Source organism: Mesorhizobium sp. M0904 (genome assembly GCF_040319475.1).
Taxonomy (GTDB): Bacteria; Pseudomonadota; Alphaproteobacteria; order Rhizobiales; family Rhizobiaceae; genus Mesorhizobium.
In genome coordinates, this window is record NZ_JAMYOC010000004.1 from 179,880 (window position 1) to 194,646 (window position 14,767).

Consider the following 14,767-nt stretch of genomic DNA (forward strand, 5'->3'; position numbering starts at 1 on the left):
ATGTCCACGCTCATCCTGATCCCGGCCCGCATGGCCTCGACCCGCCTGCCGGGCAAACCGCTGGCCGACATTGCCGGCACTCCGATGATCGTCCACGTCGCCCGCCGTGCTGCCGAGGCGGGGCTCGGCCGGGTGGTCGTCGCTACCGATACGCAAGGCGTTGCGGAGGCGGTGCGCGCGCATGGTTTCGAGGCGGTGATGACGCGGGCGGACCACGAAACCGGCTCCGACCGCATCTTTGAAGCGCTGACCATTCTCGACCCTGGCAACAGCGTCGAGACCATCGTCAATGTGCAGGGCGATCTGCCGACCATCGACCCCCTTGTTATCGGTGCCGCGCTGAAGCCTTTCGAGAACGCGGCGGTGGATATCGCCACGCTCTGCGTCGAGATCGTCCGCGATGAGGAAAAGACCAATCCGAACGTCGTCAAGCTGGTCGGCTCGCCACTCTCGACGACGCGGCTCAGGGCGCTCTATTTCACCCGCGCCACCGCCCCTTGGGGCGAAGGCCCGCTCTACCATCATATCGGCCTCTATGCCTATCGCCGCGCCGCACTCGAACGCTTCGTTGCGCTAAGGCCGTCGCCGCTGGAGCGCCGCGAGCGGCTGGAGCAGTTGCGGGCGCTGGAGGCTGGCATGCGCATCGATGCGGAGATCGTGCAGTCGGTGCCGCTTGGCGTCGATACGCCGGACGATCTCGAACGCGCCAGGGCGCTCCTTTCCAACTAAGAAATTCTTCCCCCAATTCCCGAGACTCCGCGCATGCCTGAAAAGACCAACAAAATATCCTTCCAGGGCGAGCCGGGCGCCAATTCCGACACCGCCTGCCGCAACATGTTCCCTTCGATGGAGCCGTTGCCGTGCCCGACCTTCGAGGACGCCTTCAACGCCGTCGAGACCGGCAAGGCCGATCTGGCCATGATCCCGATCGAGAACACCATTGCCGGCCGCGTCGCCGACATCCATCACCTCTTGCCGGAATCGAAGCTGCACATCATCGGCGAATACTTTCTGCCGATCCACTTCCAGCTGATGGTGCTGCCGGGCGTCAGGCGCGACGAGATCAGGACCGTGCACAGCCACATCCACGCGCTCGGCCAATGCCGCAAATACATCCGCAAGAACGGTTGGAAGGCGGCGGTTGCCGGCGACACCGCGGGCGCCGCCAAGATGGTCGCCGCGATGAAGGACCGCACCATGGCCGCGCTGGCGCCGGCGCTGGCCTCGACCCTGTACGGGCTCGACATCATCGAGGAGAATGTCGAGGACACCGACAGCAACGTCACCCGCTTCGTGGTGCTGACCAAGAACAAGCAATGGGCCGAACGTCCCTCGGCCGACGCCAAGATGATGACGACCTTCATCTTCCGCGTCCGAAACGTGCCGGCGGCGCTCTACAAGGCGATGGGCGGGTTTGCCACTAACGGCATCAACATGACCAAGCTGGAAAGCTACCAGCTCGGCGCGTTTACAGCGACGCTATTCTACGCCGACATAGAGGGCCATCCCGACGATCCGCTGGTGAAGCTGGCACTCGACGAGTTGCGCTTTTTCTCGCGCGAAATGCGCATTCTCGGCGTCTATCCCGCCAGCGCCTCGCGCGAGCAGTGGAAGGTGGCGGATTAGGATCCGGTCAGGTCAGGCCGAGCTTGTTCTTTTTGGCCGGCTTGCCGCATTCGCGGCGGGCAATCGACCGGTTCATGGCGTCGATCTTGCCGCTTGCCTGGTCGGCGTCGCGCTTGGCTTTTGAGCGCATATCCGCCGTGAACGGGCCAAAGCCCGTCGCCGGGTTGGAGAAGGACGGCTTGGCGTCCACCGGCAGATGATATTGCTGCGCCAGGCCGTTTCGTTGCGCCAGCAATTGATCGCAAGGCACCTTGTCATACAGCAGCGAGGACTGGACGTTTTCGTCCTGCCGTTCGGACATCGAATTGCCGACGCAGCCAGCCATCGCCAGGCAAGATGCCAAGACCGTCATGTTCCAGCGCATGAACGTGCTCCTTGTCTTTCGCCGCTGCGGCTTCTCATGCGCAGCGGCAGAAGTCTTAGCCAGATTTTACGCTGCCGGAAAGCAAGCTTGCCACTACGGCCAGCCCTTCGACCGGTTCGCGGCGATCCTGCCGGATGATCGTTGCCTGCAGCGACAGGATCGAAAAGCCGTCGGCATCCAGAACCCGCTCTATATAGCCTTGCGAATGCGCGTAGCGGCGCGACGGCTGCAGGGCGAAGCCGGCGCGGTCAGACGATTCTCCGCCCGGGAGCGTCTCGACGGAGAACGCAAACAGACCGCCGCCGGCGAGCATTCCGGCAATCTTGTTCGCCACTCTGTCGAGTGCGCCGACATAGATGAACACATCGGCCGCCGTCACCAGATCGGCTTTCGGGCCAGAATAGCAAAAATCCTGCAGGTCCGTCTTGACGAGCAGATCGTAGAGGCCTTTGGCGCGCGCCTGCCGCAGCATGCCGGCCGAGATGTCGTAACCCTCCAGCCGATCGGCGATTGGCCGCAGCTTCTGGCCCATGAGGCCGGTGCCGCAGCCGAGATCGAGCGCCAGCGAAAACCGGCCCGGCCGCGCTGCCCGGATGGCGCGGTCGAGGCATTCGGGCAGACGGTAGCCGAGCCTGTCGACCAGCTCACCCTCGAAGCTCCCGGCATAGTGGTCGTAAAGCGTCTCGACAAAGGCGCTGGGCGGCGCCTGGGCCGCCGCTGCCCTGCCGATCAATTGCAGCTTGAGCACCGCGCCGAGCCTGTCCGCCGGGTCGAGCCGCAGTGCCGTCGTCCAGGCCTGCGCGGCACGATCGGGCGCGCCCGCCGCTTCCTGCATCTCGCCGAGGCGGAACCAGCCAGCTGGCCATTGCGGCGCCAGTTCGAGCGCGCCGAGCAGCAATTCCGCGGCTGCAGCATGATCGCCGGATCCATAGAGCATTTCGGCATAGTCGGCGCGGCGGTCGGCGTTCAAATCGCCGGACGAGGTCTGGAGCGGTTTCATCGTGATCGAGTTCCGCCGGGTGTTTGCAGCCGGCTTGCGCTCTATGCTGGAGTCAGCAGTGACTTACAACAGGCTTCCCGCGCCGGAATTAGCGCCTATCTTGGGGCCATGCGCGCCAGCGACCTGCTTCATCCCCGGCCGGAAGGGCTGTATTGCCCGCCCGGCGATTTCTTCATCGACCCGGTGCGGTCGGTCAACCGGGCGCTGATCACGCATGGCCATTCCGACCATGCCCGCTCCGGCCACCGCTCGGTGATGGCGACGCAGCAGACGCTCGATATTATGGGGCTGCGTTACGGCGAAGGTTTTGCCGGAACGACGCAAGCCGCCGTGCTCGGCGAGACGATTGCGCTTGGCGGTGTGGCCGTCAGCTTTCACCCGGCCGGCCATGTTCTGGGCTCGGCGCAGATCAAGGTCGCGCATCAGGGCACATGCATCGTCGCGTCCGGCGACTATAAGCGCCAGAAGGACGCGACCTGCGAGCCGTTCGAGCCGCTCAAGTGCGACGTCTTCATCACCGAGGCGACGTTCGGCCTGCCGGTGTTTCACCATCCGCCCGATTCCGAAGAGATCGCCCGGCTGCTGAAATCGACCGAGCAGTTTCCCGAGCGCACGCATCTGGTCGGCGCTTATGCGCTGGGCAAGGCGCAGCGTGTCATGCGGCTGCTGCGTGATGCCGGCTACGAAAAGCCGATCTACATCCATGGTGCGCTGGCCAAGCTCAGCGAATATTACCAGAGCCAGGGCATCGATCTGGGCACATTGGAACCGGCGACCGTCGAGACCGGCCAAAAAAGCGACTTTGCCGGCGCCATCGTCATCGGCCCGCCATCCGCCTTTGCCGATCGCTGGGCGCGGCGTTTTCCCGATCCGATGTCGTGCTTCGCCTCAGGCTGGATGCGCATCCGCCAACGCGCCAAGCAGGGCGGCGTCGAGCTGCCGCTGATCATCTCCGATCACTCCGACTGGGACGAGCTGACAACAACGATCAAGGAGACCGGCGCGGAAGAAATCTGGGTGACGCATGGCCGCGAGGAGGCGCTGGTGCGCTGGTGCGAACTCGAAGGCATCGCCGCCAGGCCGCTGCATCTCGTCGGCTACGAGGATGAGGGCGATTGATGGCAATTGTTGAACCACCAATCGCGGGCGCCGCGATCCTTCACACCCCCCTCTGGCCTGCCGGCCATCTCCCCCGCAAGGGGGGAGATTGGCTTCTTCGCCGCCGCGCTCATTCCTGCGACGTTCGGCGAAACCAGTCGCGACATCCGATCTCCCCCCTCGTGGGGGAGATGTCCGGCAGGACAGAGGGGGGCGCGAAGGATCGCAAACTTCCCCCCTTGGCGCCCCCATGAACCGCTTCGCCGAGCTTCTCGACCGGCTGGTGCTGACGCCGTCGCGCAACGGCAAGCTGACGCTTTTGACCGACTATTTCCGCAGCGTCGAGGATCCGGATCGCGGGCTGGCGCTGGCGGCCATTACCGGCGATCTTTCCATCGCCGCGGTCAAGCCGGCAATGCTGCGCACGCTGGTGGTCGAGCGCATGGATCCCGTGCTGTTCGGCTATTCCTACGACTATGTCGGCGACCTGGCCGAGACCGTGTCGCTGGTCTGGCCGCAATCGCCTCTCGATATTGCGAACCACGCGCCGACGCTGGCCGAGGTGGTGGCCAAGCTGCAGGCGGCAAGCCGTTCCGACGGGCCACAGGTGCTGGCCCGGCTGCTCGACAGCGCCAGCACGTCCGCGCGCTTTGCCATCATAAAGCTGGTCACCGGCGGCCTGCGCATCGGTGTCTCGGCGCGGCTCGCCAAGCAGGCGCTGGCCGATTTCGGCAAGGTCGATATCGCCGAGATCGAGGAACTCTGGCACGGGCTGACGCCGCCTTATGCGGCTCTGTTCGCCTGGCTGGAGGGCAAGGCGGAAAAACCCAGGAAGACGGCGCTGGCGCTGTTCAGGCCAGTGATGCTGTCGAACGCCGTCGGCGACGGCGACCTCGAAAAGCTCGACCCGGCCGACTACGCGGCCGAATGGAAATGGGACGGTATCCGCGTCCAGGCGGTTTGCGAAGGCGGCATTCGCCGGCTCTATTCGCGCACCGGTGACGACGTCTCCGGCGCCTTTCCGGATCTTGCCGAGGCGATGGATTTTTCAGGCGCCCTCGACGGCGAGCTTCTGGTCGGTGACCCCAGGCGGGCGACGGGCACGTTCTCGGACCTGCAGCAGCGGCTGAACCGCAAGAGCGTGTCACCCAAGATCCAGCAGCAATACCCCGCCTTCATGCGCTGCTACGATGCGCTGCAGATTGGTGACGAGGATGTGCGGGGATTGCCCTTCCGCGAACGACGCCGCCGGCTCGAGGCCTTCGTCAGGACACTCGATCCGAGTCGCTTCGATCTGTCGCCGCTGGTCGAATTCACCAACTGGCAGGCGCTGGAGGAATTGCGCCGCAAGCCGCTGCATCCGGTCATCGAAGGCGTCATGCTGAAGCGCTGGGATTCGCCCTATGTGGCCGGGCGGCCGAAGGGCCCGTGGTTCAAATGGAAGCGCGATCCGCACACGGTCGACGCCGTGCTGATGTACGCCCAGCGCGGCCACGGCAAACGCTCGAGCTTCTATTCCGACTACACATTCGGCGTCTGGTCCGGGCCGGAGGGATCGGAGGAGCTGGTGCCGGTGGGAAAAGCCTATTTCGGCTTCACCGACGAGGAACTGAGGCAAATCGACAAATATGTTCGCGACAATACGATTGAGCGCTTTGGCCCGGTGCGCTCGGTACGGGCCGACCGCAGACATGGCCTGGTGCTGGAGGTGGCGTTCGAAGGGCTTAACCGTTCGACGCGGCACAAATCCGGCGTCGCCATGCGCTTTCCGCGCATTTCGCGGCTGCGCTGGGACAAGCCGGCCGCGGAAGCCGACCGCATCGAGACGCTGCAGGCGCTGCTCGATAGTTAATGCATGTCGCGCAAAAAGTGTGCAGCGGTTTTGCGGTAACGACATGCATCAAAACAAGAACCTAAACTGCGTCGCATGAGGCCGGTCCGAACGCGACGTGCTTTACGGAACGACCGAGACGCGAATTTCGTAGATGTCGACCGACTTGCCCTGCTTGTCGAAGTCGGAATTGATGGCGATGGTGCCGGCAGCACCCGGATGCTTGTCGGGAAAGCGCACGTCGAACAGATATTCATTGCGCTCGCGACCGACGGCATAGCGTTTGCGGCCGCAGTCGCCGAGTTCGCCGAAATTGCAATCGACGGAAATCTGCGTCTCCTGGCCCTCCTCGGAGCGCGCGATGATGTCGAATGTGGCATGCTTGCCGGCGAGTTTTTCCAGCACGCCTTGCCCGACGTCGAAGCTGATGGCCGAACCGGATGCACCCGAGCGGATGCGCAGGAAGGAACCGCTTTCGTCCTGGATAACGTCGGCCTTGGCGTCCGACGGTGCATTGACCTGCGTCGGGTCGCCCGGCGAAAACACGTTGATCCAGTCGCGCGCCTGGTCCGCCTCGCCCTGCTTTGGCGGCGAAGCGGTGTTGTCCGGCGTGAAATCATCGCCGTCGACCGTTGGCGGCGCTTCTGGCGGCGCCGTGTCGAGCTCGGTCGCCGATTTGAAGACGCCGGTCTGGTTGGCGAAATAAAGGCCGATGCCGGCGGCTGCGAGCAGCGTCACGCCGAAGAAGATCGCGGTCAAAGGCAGGCGCCGCCGCCTCGCCCGCCGGTCGTCGCGGTCGGGCGTCACTTCCGCGTCGTCGGTTTCGGCTTCGGTCGGAGCCAAGGCCCCAATGTCGATCACCGGCGCCTCGGGAACAGGCGCATCGGGCATTATGTCGGGGACGACCGGCAGGACGCGCGACCGGGGCGCATCGGATTCGGGCGACTGCGGCGGACGGTCAACGACGACATCGGGCGACGGCGCGGGCTCGGCTTCGGCCGGAGGCTCCACCTCCGGTGCTGCCTCCAAACTGTCGGTCGGCGCGGCGACGGCGGCAACCGCCGGCAGGAATTCCGATTCGATTTCGGTGATCTTCGCCTGGACCGCCTTGCGGCGCTTGATGGCGACTTCCACGGTGACGTTTGGATTGGCCTGCAGGGCACGGTCGAGTGCCGCGAAAGCCGATCGGTAGACCCGCTCGCGAAACGCCCGGTCGTCGGCATTGCCTTTCTCAAAGGCGTTGCGGATCGCTTTTTCGATCGCGTCCAAACGAATTCCCTCTGCAATTCCACTCACATTGTCATGATCGTTAGCCGCAGGCGACCAATCAATCAACAAGCGAGCGGCTGCATTCTGCCTTGCCGAGGGATACAAAGCTCATTTCGGCGGTTTTCGGTAAAGAAATCAACCTTTTTCGCTGATTTTTCCGTCACGGCCCCGACGTGACGGACGGGGCGGCCTGCCGATACGGCATCGCATCGGCGCGGCGGCTGCCCTTGCGCCCGGCCTGGGACGGAGACGAATTGCTCGTCCTGAATTCGCGCAGCCATCTTGAATTCGCGGCCGGTTGCGTCTATCACCCAGCCCATCTTGGAAGCACGGCTTCCCGGGCCGCTTTAGCTCAGTTGGTAGAGCACATCATTCGTAATGATGGGGTCGCGTGTTCGAGTCACGCAAGCGGCACCAGTTATCCTTGGAATTGCCGGCAAATTTAGCCTGTCTGTTAGAAAGTTATTTGGACGCAAGCCCAAATAAGCGAAATCCATGTCCGTAACCGACACGTCGGGCAGTCCGGATTTCCAGGGTGCCCTTCGTAGACTGCCGCGTCGAAGGCGACATGGACGACAGACTGAGTTGCAGCCGGGTCGAAGGAGCGCCTCACCTCACCGGATTGTCGCCCAGCGACGCCACGGTCTTCAGCGCGCCGTCGAGCATGTCGCCCTTCTCGTCCTTCAGCGCCGCTTCGCGCAGGCGCCGGATCCAGTCGGCGGCGTCCGGGCGGCCCTTGACCAGGTCGAGCGCCGACAGCACCCGGTCGAATTTCGACTGCGCGCGGGCGTGGGTGTCGCTGTAACCCTTGATCAGCCGGCGGCAGTTGAGGATCTCCGTACCAAGCGCGTAGTCCTGGCCGACTTGGCCCAGCGCCAGCGCATACCAGCGATCGAGATGCGCGGTCTCGACCTTGTGGCGCAACAGGCGGCGGCGCCAGCGGCGCAGGCCGCCGATGAACCACAAAGCGGCAAAGCCGGCGAAACTGTCGGTGCGGATGTGGCGGCCGCGATTGATGCGGCGGTCGAGAAAGGCGGCGAGCTTCGGCCGGTCCTCGATGTAGCTGCCGAGCCCGGCCGGCAGCGTGCCGCAGAATTCCTCGATGCGTGGATGGAAATATTCGGTCACCTGCAGGACTGAGCCTTGCTTGACACCGACTTCGCGGCGTACGCGCTGGTCGCGCGTCGAGCGTGTCTTCAGATCGGCGACGCGGATCATGTCGTCGTAGCACATGGCGTTGGCCAGATGCTTGGCCGCGGCGATCGACAGCACGTAGTCGTGGTCGGCATTGTCCAGGACGACCGCCCGGTCGAGCCGGTCGAGATACTCGCCGCCATAGGCGACGTCCTGGTAGTCGACGACTTTTTTCAGGCCGCGAAGCGCCATGTCGTGCACGGGTAAAGGCAAAGCAGCGACGCGCGCCGCCAGTTGTTGCCAGCCCTTCAACAGGCTTTCCGGGCCGCTGACATTTGTCGCCGCGGCCGAGCGGGTTTCAGCGGCCGCCGGCTGTGCAGTCTTGTCGCCCGAAGGCGCACTCGCGATGGCGCGCGCCCGATCGTAGGCGGCGGCGAAGGCGGCGAGGCTTGCCTTGACGCCGCGGCCGCCGGCGCCGATGGCCTGCTCATAGCTCTCGCGTGTGAACGGCAAGGCATCGGACCCGGCCAGCGCGCCGAGCAGGCTGGCCGAGATCATCGAGCCGTTATCCACGGCGATCTTCTCCATGTCGAAGGCGATGAAGCGCTTGGCCGCGGCTTCAGCCGTGGCATGCACCTTCGAGGACGATGCGCGGCCGTCGCCGGGTTCGATCTTCTCGGAGACCGCTGCGATGCGGTGCGACGAGGCGATCAGCGTGGTGCGCTCCGGCGTGACGAACCCGCGGATGATGGCGCGGCCGGCTTCCATCAGTTCGGCGGCGATCAATATATCGACGTCGCCCTGCGACGGCGACAGCGCGAAAACCGGCAGCCGGCCGGTGTCGCGGCACATTTCGACATAGTAGATGGTGGCGCCGGTGCGCTGGGCGACGCCCGCAACCGAGGTCGATTGGGCGACGTAGCCGTTGCGCTCGGCGACGTCGGTGATCCAGTCGGCCAGCACGCCGCCGCCCTGGCCGCCGACCGCCAGCACGGCAAGCTTTATGACGCGCCCGTCGTCCAGCGCGCCGGCCTTGGAACGGGTTGATGGGACAGCGTCAAGCATCGGCAAATATCAGCCGCCGGCTTTCACGGCGGCGCTGCAAGAGGCGGATCGTGGCGCGCCGCGCGGCTTCAAGGAAACGGTCCCAGCGGCTCGGATTGTGCACCACGTCGGCGCGGTAGAAGGACGGGCACAGCACCGCCGCATCGGCGACCTCGCCGCAATTGCCGCAGCCGACACAGCTCTGGTCGATATGCGCCACCGGATCGTCACGCAACGGGTCGTCCAGCGATTTCACCGAAAGCGACGGGCAGCCGGAGAGCCGCATGCAGGCATGGTCGCCGGTGCAGATATCCTCGTCGACGCCGAATTTCGGCTTGACGATGCGTGTCCCGCCCTTGATCGCCTTGTCGACCAGCGGCTTTTCGCGGCGCTGCCGGTTGAGCATGCATTCGGACGAGGCGACAATGACTTTCGGGCCCTTCTCGTCCGTCGTCAGCGCCTCGCGCAGCGTGTCTTGCATCTTGGTTACGTCGTAAGTGCGGTCGATGTGGCGCAGCCATTTGACGCCCATGCCCTTCACCGCCTCGGTGATCGGATGCTTGGTCGACTTGGTCTTGTTGCCGGCGCGGGAGGAAAGGATATCCTGCCCTCCCGTCGCCGCCGAATAGAAATTGTCGACGATGACGATGACGCCATCGTTCTTGTTGAACACGGCATTGCCGATCGAGGACGTCAGGCCGTTGTGCCAGAAGCCGCCGTCGCCGACGAAGGAGATCGAGCGGCGCTTGGCATCGGGCGAGTTGAACGCCGAGGCCGAGGCCGGCCCCAGCCCGTAGCCCATGGTGGTGGCGCCGAGCTCGAAAGGCGGCATGATCGAGAACAAATGACAGCCGATGTCGGAGGCGATGTGGTGCTTGCCCAGCTCCTGCTCGACCAGCTTGGTGGCGGCGAAGATCGGCCGCTCCGGGCAGCCGACGCAGAAGCCGGGCGGCCGGCCCGGGACGACGTTGATCAGGTCGGCCGTGTCGAGCCCGTCGCCGATCTTGTTGGGCGCGCGGACCTCGCTTGGCAGCAGATGCGGGATGGTGGCGCGCAGGAACGATCCGATGCCGTCGAGCATCACCTGGCCGGTATATTCGCCGGCCATAGGCAGATGTTCCTTGCCGACGAGCTTGGTGCCGCGGCCGGCCTTGTGCAGCATCGCGGCAAAGGCCTGTTCGATGTAGTTGGGCTGGCCTTCCTCGACGACGAGCACGGCGTCCTTGCCTTCGCAGAAGGACAGGAATTCGTCATCGACCAGCGGGTAGACGGCGTTCAGCACATAGAGCGGCACGTCGGTGTTGCCATAAGTGTCGGCGAGGCCGAGCCGCTGCAGCGCCCGGATGACCGAATTGTACATGCCGCCCTGCATGACGATGCCGACCGAGCCGTGCTCCGGGCCGAAAAACTCGTTGATCTTGCTGGTGCGGATGAAATCGACCGCCGCCGGCCAGCGTTTCTGCACCTTTTCTTTCTCATGCAGGAAGGACGCGGGCGGCAGCACGATGCGGCCGGTGTCGCGGCGCGGCGCCTCGAGCGCATCGGCCACCGTCATCGCCGGGCGCTTGTTGTCCTTGGCGATGAAATGGCCGTGGACATGGCAGCAGCGAATCCGGACCTGCAGCATGACCGGCGTGTTGGAAACCTCGGACAGCTCGAAGCCGTCCTCCACCGCCTTGACGATCGACGGCAGGTTCGGGCGCGGGTCGAGCAGCCAGACCTGGCTCTTCATGGCGAAGGCGTGGCTGCGCTCCTGCATGATCGAGGAGCCTTCGCCGTAATCCTCGCCGACGATGATCAATGCACCGCCGGTGACGCCGCCGGAAGCGAGATTGGCGAGCGCGTCGGAGGCGACATTGGTGCCGACCGTCGACTTGAAGATGGCCGCACCGCGGATCGGATAGTGCACCGATGCCGCTAGCATGGCGGTGGCGGTGGCTTCCGAGGCGCTCGCCTCGAAATGCACGCCGAGCTCGCCCAGAATATCCTGCGCGTCGGCCAGCACGTCCATCAAATGGCTGATCGGTGCACCCTGATAGCCGCCGACATAGCCGACGCCGCATTGCAGCAGCGCCTTGGTGAGGGCGAGAATGCCTTCGCCGGAAAACTCCTCGCCGGCGCCGAGCCTGAGCTTTTCGACTTCCTTGGCAAAAGACCGTTCGGCCATTTTGGACTCCTTCCGTTGCCGCCGGGATCCGGCGGCGCGTAAGCTTAGATGTCGTGCTTGCGAATGTTCTTCAGCATCTTCTGCAATGTCGCGATCAGCGCCGCGTATTCGGCATCGTCGACATCGTCGAACATTGCCTCGAAAGCATCGTGCATGGCCGGCCAGGCGCGCGCGAACTCGGCGCGGCCATCGTCGGTCAGGAACACATGGCGGATACGGCTGTCGGTGACCCCCTGCTCGCGCCGAACAAACCCTTGCCCCTCCAGCGTGTCGAGCGTGCGGCTCAAGGTCGACTGCTCGATGACGGTATAGACCGAGAGATCGTTGACGGTGACGCCATCGGTGACCGACAACACGGCGAGCGTGCGCACCTGCGGAATGGTCAGGCCTTGCTTGCGGAAATTGTCGCGCAGCGTGGCGTTGTAGCGGCCCATGATGCGGTTCATCAGATAGGGCGCGAACTGCTGCAGGCCGATCTGGCCCAAAGTCGAGATGCGCTGGCGTTTTTCAACCTTCTGTTCCATCACAGCCTCCCCGCCACGAGAAAGCCGGAGCCGCCGCCCAAGCCAGCACCCGGATGGGTCGAGGCGCCGATGTGGTAGAGACCCCTGACCCCGGTTTCGTGATTGCGGCTCGTCTTGAGCGGCCGCCACAGAAACGACTGGTCGATGGTCGAGGAACCGCCATAGGGGTCGCCGCCGACCAGATTGATGTTCATCGCTTCCAGGTCAGCCGGCGAACAGGCGCGGCGCGCGATGACGCTGTTCTTGAACCCATCGATATGGCTGGCGAGGATCGCTTCGGCACGGTCGGCGTAGGCTTCGCGCAGCGCCTCGGTCCAGCGACCGTCTGCCGGTGTTTGCAGTTTGCCGGCGGCATCGCCCTTGATATGGCGTGGCGCCTCGGGCAGTTGCAGCCACAGGATCGCCTTGCCGTCCGGGCAGCGCGATGGGTCGAGCGCGTGCGGCTGGCCGACGCAGATGGTCGGCACCTCCGGCAGCATGCCGCGCACGGCTTCGTTGCAGGCCTTCGAGACGCCGTCGAGCCCCGGTGTCAGATGCAGCAGCGCGACCTTGTCCAGGCCCTCGCCGCGCCATGCCGGCGGCTTGTCCAAGGCGTAGTGGATCTGGAAATCGCCCTTGCCATAGCGGTATTTTTGCGCTGCCTCGACGTCGGCTTTCGGCGCCGCGTCGCCGAGCAGCCGCTCGTAGAGCTGGGTCGGCGTGACCGAGCAGATGACGCTCTTGTTCACGCTGATCGTTTCGCCCGAAGCCAGCCGCACGCCGGCGGCGCGGCCGCCGCTTTGGACGATGGCCGCGACGTCGGCGCCGGTGCGGATTTCGCCGCCACGTTCCCTGATCAGGGCTTCGAAGGCAGACAGCAGATTCCTGGCGCCGCCCTTGACGATCGGCGCGCCGGCCGCTTCAAGCGCGAAGGCGATGACCTTGCCGATCTGGCCGGAGAACGCGTCCTCAGGCCCGAGGCCGGCATGCAGCACCCAGGGCGCCCACAGCGCGCGCATGGTTTCCGACTGGTAGGTGCTTTCCAACCAACCGCGCGCCGGCACCAGCGCGCTGCCGAGAAAGGCGGCAAGGCCGCGCGGGCCGCGCCGCCAGGCTTCGCCCGCCAGCAGCTTTGCCGTCGGGTAAGACCACAGGCTTCCGCCGAGCAGACCGAACAGCAGGCCAGCATTGCGCTCGATCTCGCCGACATCATTTGCGTGCCGGTCGCCGTCGCCCGCGGCAAGCGCATTGGCCGCCGTGACATTGGCGATACGATCGGTGCGCAGGATGGCGTGGCTGCCGTCCGGGCGCAGCACGCCGGTCGGCGTGGAGGTGTTGCAAAACTCCAGGCCGTGCCGCGCCAGATCCTTGCCCAGCGCCGCATAGGCCGGCGAGGTGATGAACAGGACAAAGGTCGTCGCCATCACGTCGTGGATGAAGCCGGGCGCGGTGATTTCCTCGGTGCGCATGCAGCCGCCGATGCGGTCGTTGCGCTCGAGCACCAGCACCTTCGCCCCCTTGCCGCCAAGCATCGCCGCGCAAACCAGCGCGTTGATGCCGCTGCCGACGATGACGTGATCGATATCGCTCATCGAGGGTTGCTCCTAACCGGCAGGAGTTCAATTGCAGAGATTGGCGCTCTACGGCGCCCCCCTCTGTCCTGCCGGACATCTCCCTCACTTGGCGGGAGAACGGCTGTCACCGCGGCCTTCGCCACTCTCCTACGTCGCAGGAATGAGCGAGGCGCCGAAACTGCCAATCTCCCCCCTAGAGGGGGAGATGTCCGGCAGGACAGAGGGGGGCGCCGTAGAGCGGCAGCCTTGCCAAGCTGCCACTCTCTACCCATCATCACGATATTGCCTGCAAGCATGATCTTCTCCCGAAGACCGCCAGTTGCCCTATTGTCTCGGCACGAGCGCCAGTGCGCGGATCGGGCTGCCGGTGCCGTGCTCGATCTTGAGCGGTGCGGCGATCAGGATCGCGCCCTTCGGCGGCAGCCGGTCGAGGTTGCACAGGCTGGCGAGCCCATAGCGGTTGGCCTTGTGCATCAGGCTGTGCGCCGGGAATGGCGGCTCCATTCCCCCTGCTTTGCCAGCATCCGTGCCGATCGTCTCGCTGCCCCAGCCCCTGACGTCCTTGCTGATCAGATACTGGATGGCCTCGGCCGTCGGTCCGGGCGTGTGCGGTCCGGTCTCATTGGCGTTGAGGAACTCGGCTTCCGAGCCGTTGCGCTTGTACCAGTCGGTGCGCATCACCACCCATTCGCCCGCGTTGATAGCGCCATGTTCGGCTTCCCAGGCCTTGATGTGGTCGACGGTGAGCAGGAAGTCGTGATCGGCGGCGGCTTGCTTCGAGCAGTCGATGACATTGACCGGGCCGACGAAATTCTGAACCGGAATGGTGTCGGTGGCACCGTCCGGATAATCCTTGCCGGTGATCCAGTGCTGCGGCGCGTCGAAATGCGTGCCCGAGTGTTCGCCGAGCTTCAGCCAGTTCCAGGCCCACCACGGACCGTTCTTGTCATAGTGGGAGATGGCGTGGATCTCGACCTTCGGCGTGTCCACCGCCAGCTCCGGCGGCAGCTTGATCAGCGGCGTGTTGGGCCCGAGCGGCGCCGTCAGGTCGACCACCTGGATGGCGCCTGAAAGAAGCTGGCCGGCGACGTCGCCGAGGAGTTGTTGTGTGTCCATGGTCTCTGTTCCCTCTTTCTCGATGGTGCTGAAGGCTCTCG

The 14,767-nt window shown here is 64.9% G+C and carries 12 protein-coding genes and 1 tRNA gene; 5 read left to right on the forward strand and 8 right to left on the reverse strand.

Features of this window, described 5'->3' with window-relative positions; translation table 11 throughout:
* Together NKH80_RS06495 and NKH80_RS06500 are read left to right on the forward strand one after the other, a co-directional pair.
* Complete coding sequence (locus tag NKH80_RS06495) at nucleotides 1-729, forward strand: 3-deoxy-manno-octulosonate cytidylyltransferase (protein WP_023676856.1); 729 nt, start codon at nucleotides 1-3, stop codon at nucleotides 727-729.
* Between the two features lie 33 nt (nucleotides 730-762).
* Entirely contained in the window at nucleotides 763-1,626 is an 864-nt protein-coding gene (locus NKH80_RS06500; RefSeq protein ID WP_254816209.1) for a prephenate dehydratase, read from the forward strand.
* A 7-nt stretch (nucleotides 1,627-1,633) separates the two neighbouring features.
* On the opposite strand, the gene NKH80_RS06505 is transcribed toward NKH80_RS06500, so the two are convergent.
* Both NKH80_RS06505 and NKH80_RS06510 read right to left on the reverse strand, forming a co-directional pair.
* On the reverse strand, nucleotides 1,634-1,990 hold the full coding sequence (locus NKH80_RS06505; RefSeq protein WP_352990308.1) for a hypothetical protein: 357 nt from the start codon (nucleotides 1,988-1,990) through the stop codon (nucleotides 1,634-1,636).
* 55 nt (nucleotides 1,991-2,045) lie between these two features.
* Nucleotides 2,046-2,990, reverse strand: a complete 945-nt coding sequence (locus tag NKH80_RS06510) for a class I SAM-dependent methyltransferase (RefSeq protein WP_352990311.1) — start codon at nucleotides 2,988-2,990, stop codon at nucleotides 2,046-2,048.
* Between the two features lie 108 nt (nucleotides 2,991-3,098).
* On the opposite strand from NKH80_RS06510, the gene NKH80_RS06515 reads away from it, so the two are divergent.
* On the forward strand, nucleotides 3,099-4,109 hold the full coding sequence (locus NKH80_RS06515; RefSeq protein ID WP_352990314.1) for a ligase-associated DNA damage response exonuclease: 1,011 nt from the start codon (nucleotides 3,099-3,101) through the stop codon (nucleotides 4,107-4,109).
* Between the two features lie 229 nt (nucleotides 4,110-4,338).
* Nucleotides 4,339-5,940: a cisplatin damage response ATP-dependent DNA ligase gene (locus tag NKH80_RS06520; RefSeq protein WP_352990317.1), complete on the forward strand. Its 1,602-nt coding sequence runs from the start codon at nucleotides 4,339-4,341 to the stop codon at nucleotides 5,938-5,940.
* 102 nt (nucleotides 5,941-6,042) lie between these two features.
* Here the strand turns inward: NKH80_RS06520 and NKH80_RS06525 are convergent, their stop codons facing one another.
* Complete coding sequence (locus tag NKH80_RS06525; RefSeq protein ID WP_352990320.1) at nucleotides 6,043-7,188, reverse strand: hypothetical protein; 1,146 nt, start codon at nucleotides 7,186-7,188, stop codon at nucleotides 6,043-6,045.
* 341 nt (nucleotides 7,189-7,529) lie between these two features.
* Between NKH80_RS06525 and NKH80_RS06530 the strand changes: the two genes are divergently transcribed.
* Nucleotides 7,530-7,605 (forward strand) — tRNA-Thr (locus NKH80_RS06530).
* Nucleotides 7,606-7,797: 192 nt separating this feature from the next.
* Here the strand turns inward: NKH80_RS06530 and NKH80_RS06535 are convergent.
* The 5 genes from NKH80_RS06535 to NKH80_RS06555 all read right to left on the reverse strand — a co-directional run bounded on the left by NKH80_RS06535 (nucleotide 7,798) and on the right by NKH80_RS06555 (nucleotide 14,726).
* On the reverse strand, nucleotides 7,798-9,387 hold the full coding sequence (locus NKH80_RS06535; RefSeq protein WP_352990323.1) for an indolepyruvate oxidoreductase subunit beta family protein: 1,590 nt from the start codon (nucleotides 9,385-9,387) through the stop codon (nucleotides 7,798-7,800).
* On the reverse strand, nucleotides 9,380-11,533 hold the full coding sequence (locus tag NKH80_RS06540; RefSeq protein WP_352990326.1) for a thiamine pyrophosphate-dependent enzyme: 2,154 nt from the start codon (nucleotides 11,531-11,533) through the stop codon (nucleotides 9,380-9,382). Before NKH80_RS06540 ends, NKH80_RS06535 begins: the two co-directional genes overlap by 8 nt.
* 44 nt (nucleotides 11,534-11,577) lie before the next feature.
* Nucleotides 11,578-12,057: a MarR family winged helix-turn-helix transcriptional regulator gene (locus NKH80_RS06545; protein ID WP_352455076.1), complete on the reverse strand. Its 480-nt coding sequence runs from the start codon at nucleotides 12,055-12,057 to the stop codon at nucleotides 11,578-11,580.
* Complete coding sequence (locus tag NKH80_RS06550; protein ID WP_352990329.1) at nucleotides 12,057-13,628, reverse strand: phytoene desaturase family protein; 1,572 nt, start codon at nucleotides 13,626-13,628, stop codon at nucleotides 12,057-12,059. Before NKH80_RS06550 ends, NKH80_RS06545 begins: the two co-directional genes overlap by 1 nt.
* A 306-nt stretch (nucleotides 13,629-13,934) precedes the next feature.
* Nucleotides 13,935-14,726 (reverse strand): cyclase family protein, encoded by a 792-nt coding sequence (locus NKH80_RS06555; protein ID WP_352822559.1) that lies wholly within the window; start codon nucleotides 14,724-14,726, stop codon nucleotides 13,935-13,937.
* Between the last annotated feature and the right edge of the window lie 41 nt (nucleotides 14,727-14,767).

Bases quoted from the DNA above. Each gene is read 5' to 3' on its own strand.
- NKH80_RS06495 (WP_023676856.1), top strand. From the start codon at position 1: ATGTCCACGCTCATCCTGATCCCGGCCCGCATGGCCTCGACCCGCCTG.
- NKH80_RS06500 (WP_254816209.1), top strand. From the start codon at position 763: ATGCCTGAAAAGACCAACAAAATATCCTTCCAGGGCGAGCCGGGCGCC.
- NKH80_RS06505 (WP_352990308.1), bottom strand. From the start codon at position 1,990: ATGCGCTGGAACATGACGGTCTTGGCATCTTGCCTGGCGATGGCTGGC.
- NKH80_RS06510 (WP_352990311.1), bottom strand. From the start codon at position 2,990: ATGAAACCGCTCCAGACCTCGTCCGGCGATTTGAACGCCGACCGCCGC.
- NKH80_RS06515 (WP_352990314.1), top strand. From the start codon at position 3,099: ATGCGCGCCAGCGACCTGCTTCATCCCCGGCCGGAAGGGCTGTATTGC.
- NKH80_RS06520 (WP_352990317.1), top strand. From the start codon at position 4,339: ATGAACCGCTTCGCCGAGCTTCTCGACCGGCTGGTGCTGACGCCGTCG.
- NKH80_RS06535 (WP_352990323.1), bottom strand. From the start codon at position 9,387: ATGCTTGACGCTGTCCCATCAACCCGTTCCAAGGCCGGCGCGCTGGAC.
- NKH80_RS06540 (WP_352990326.1), bottom strand. From the start codon at position 11,533: ATGGCCGAACGGTCTTTTGCCAAGGAAGTCGAAAAGCTCAGGCTCGGC.
- NKH80_RS06545 (WP_352455076.1), bottom strand. From the start codon at position 12,057: ATGGAACAGAAGGTTGAAAAACGCCAGCGCATCTCGACTTTGGGCCAG.
- NKH80_RS06550 (WP_352990329.1), bottom strand. From the start codon at position 13,628: ATGAGCGATATCGATCACGTCATCGTCGGCAGCGGCATCAACGCGCTG.
- NKH80_RS06555 (WP_352822559.1), bottom strand. From the start codon at position 14,726: ATGGACACACAACAACTCCTCGGCGACGTCGCCGGCCAGCTTCTTTCA.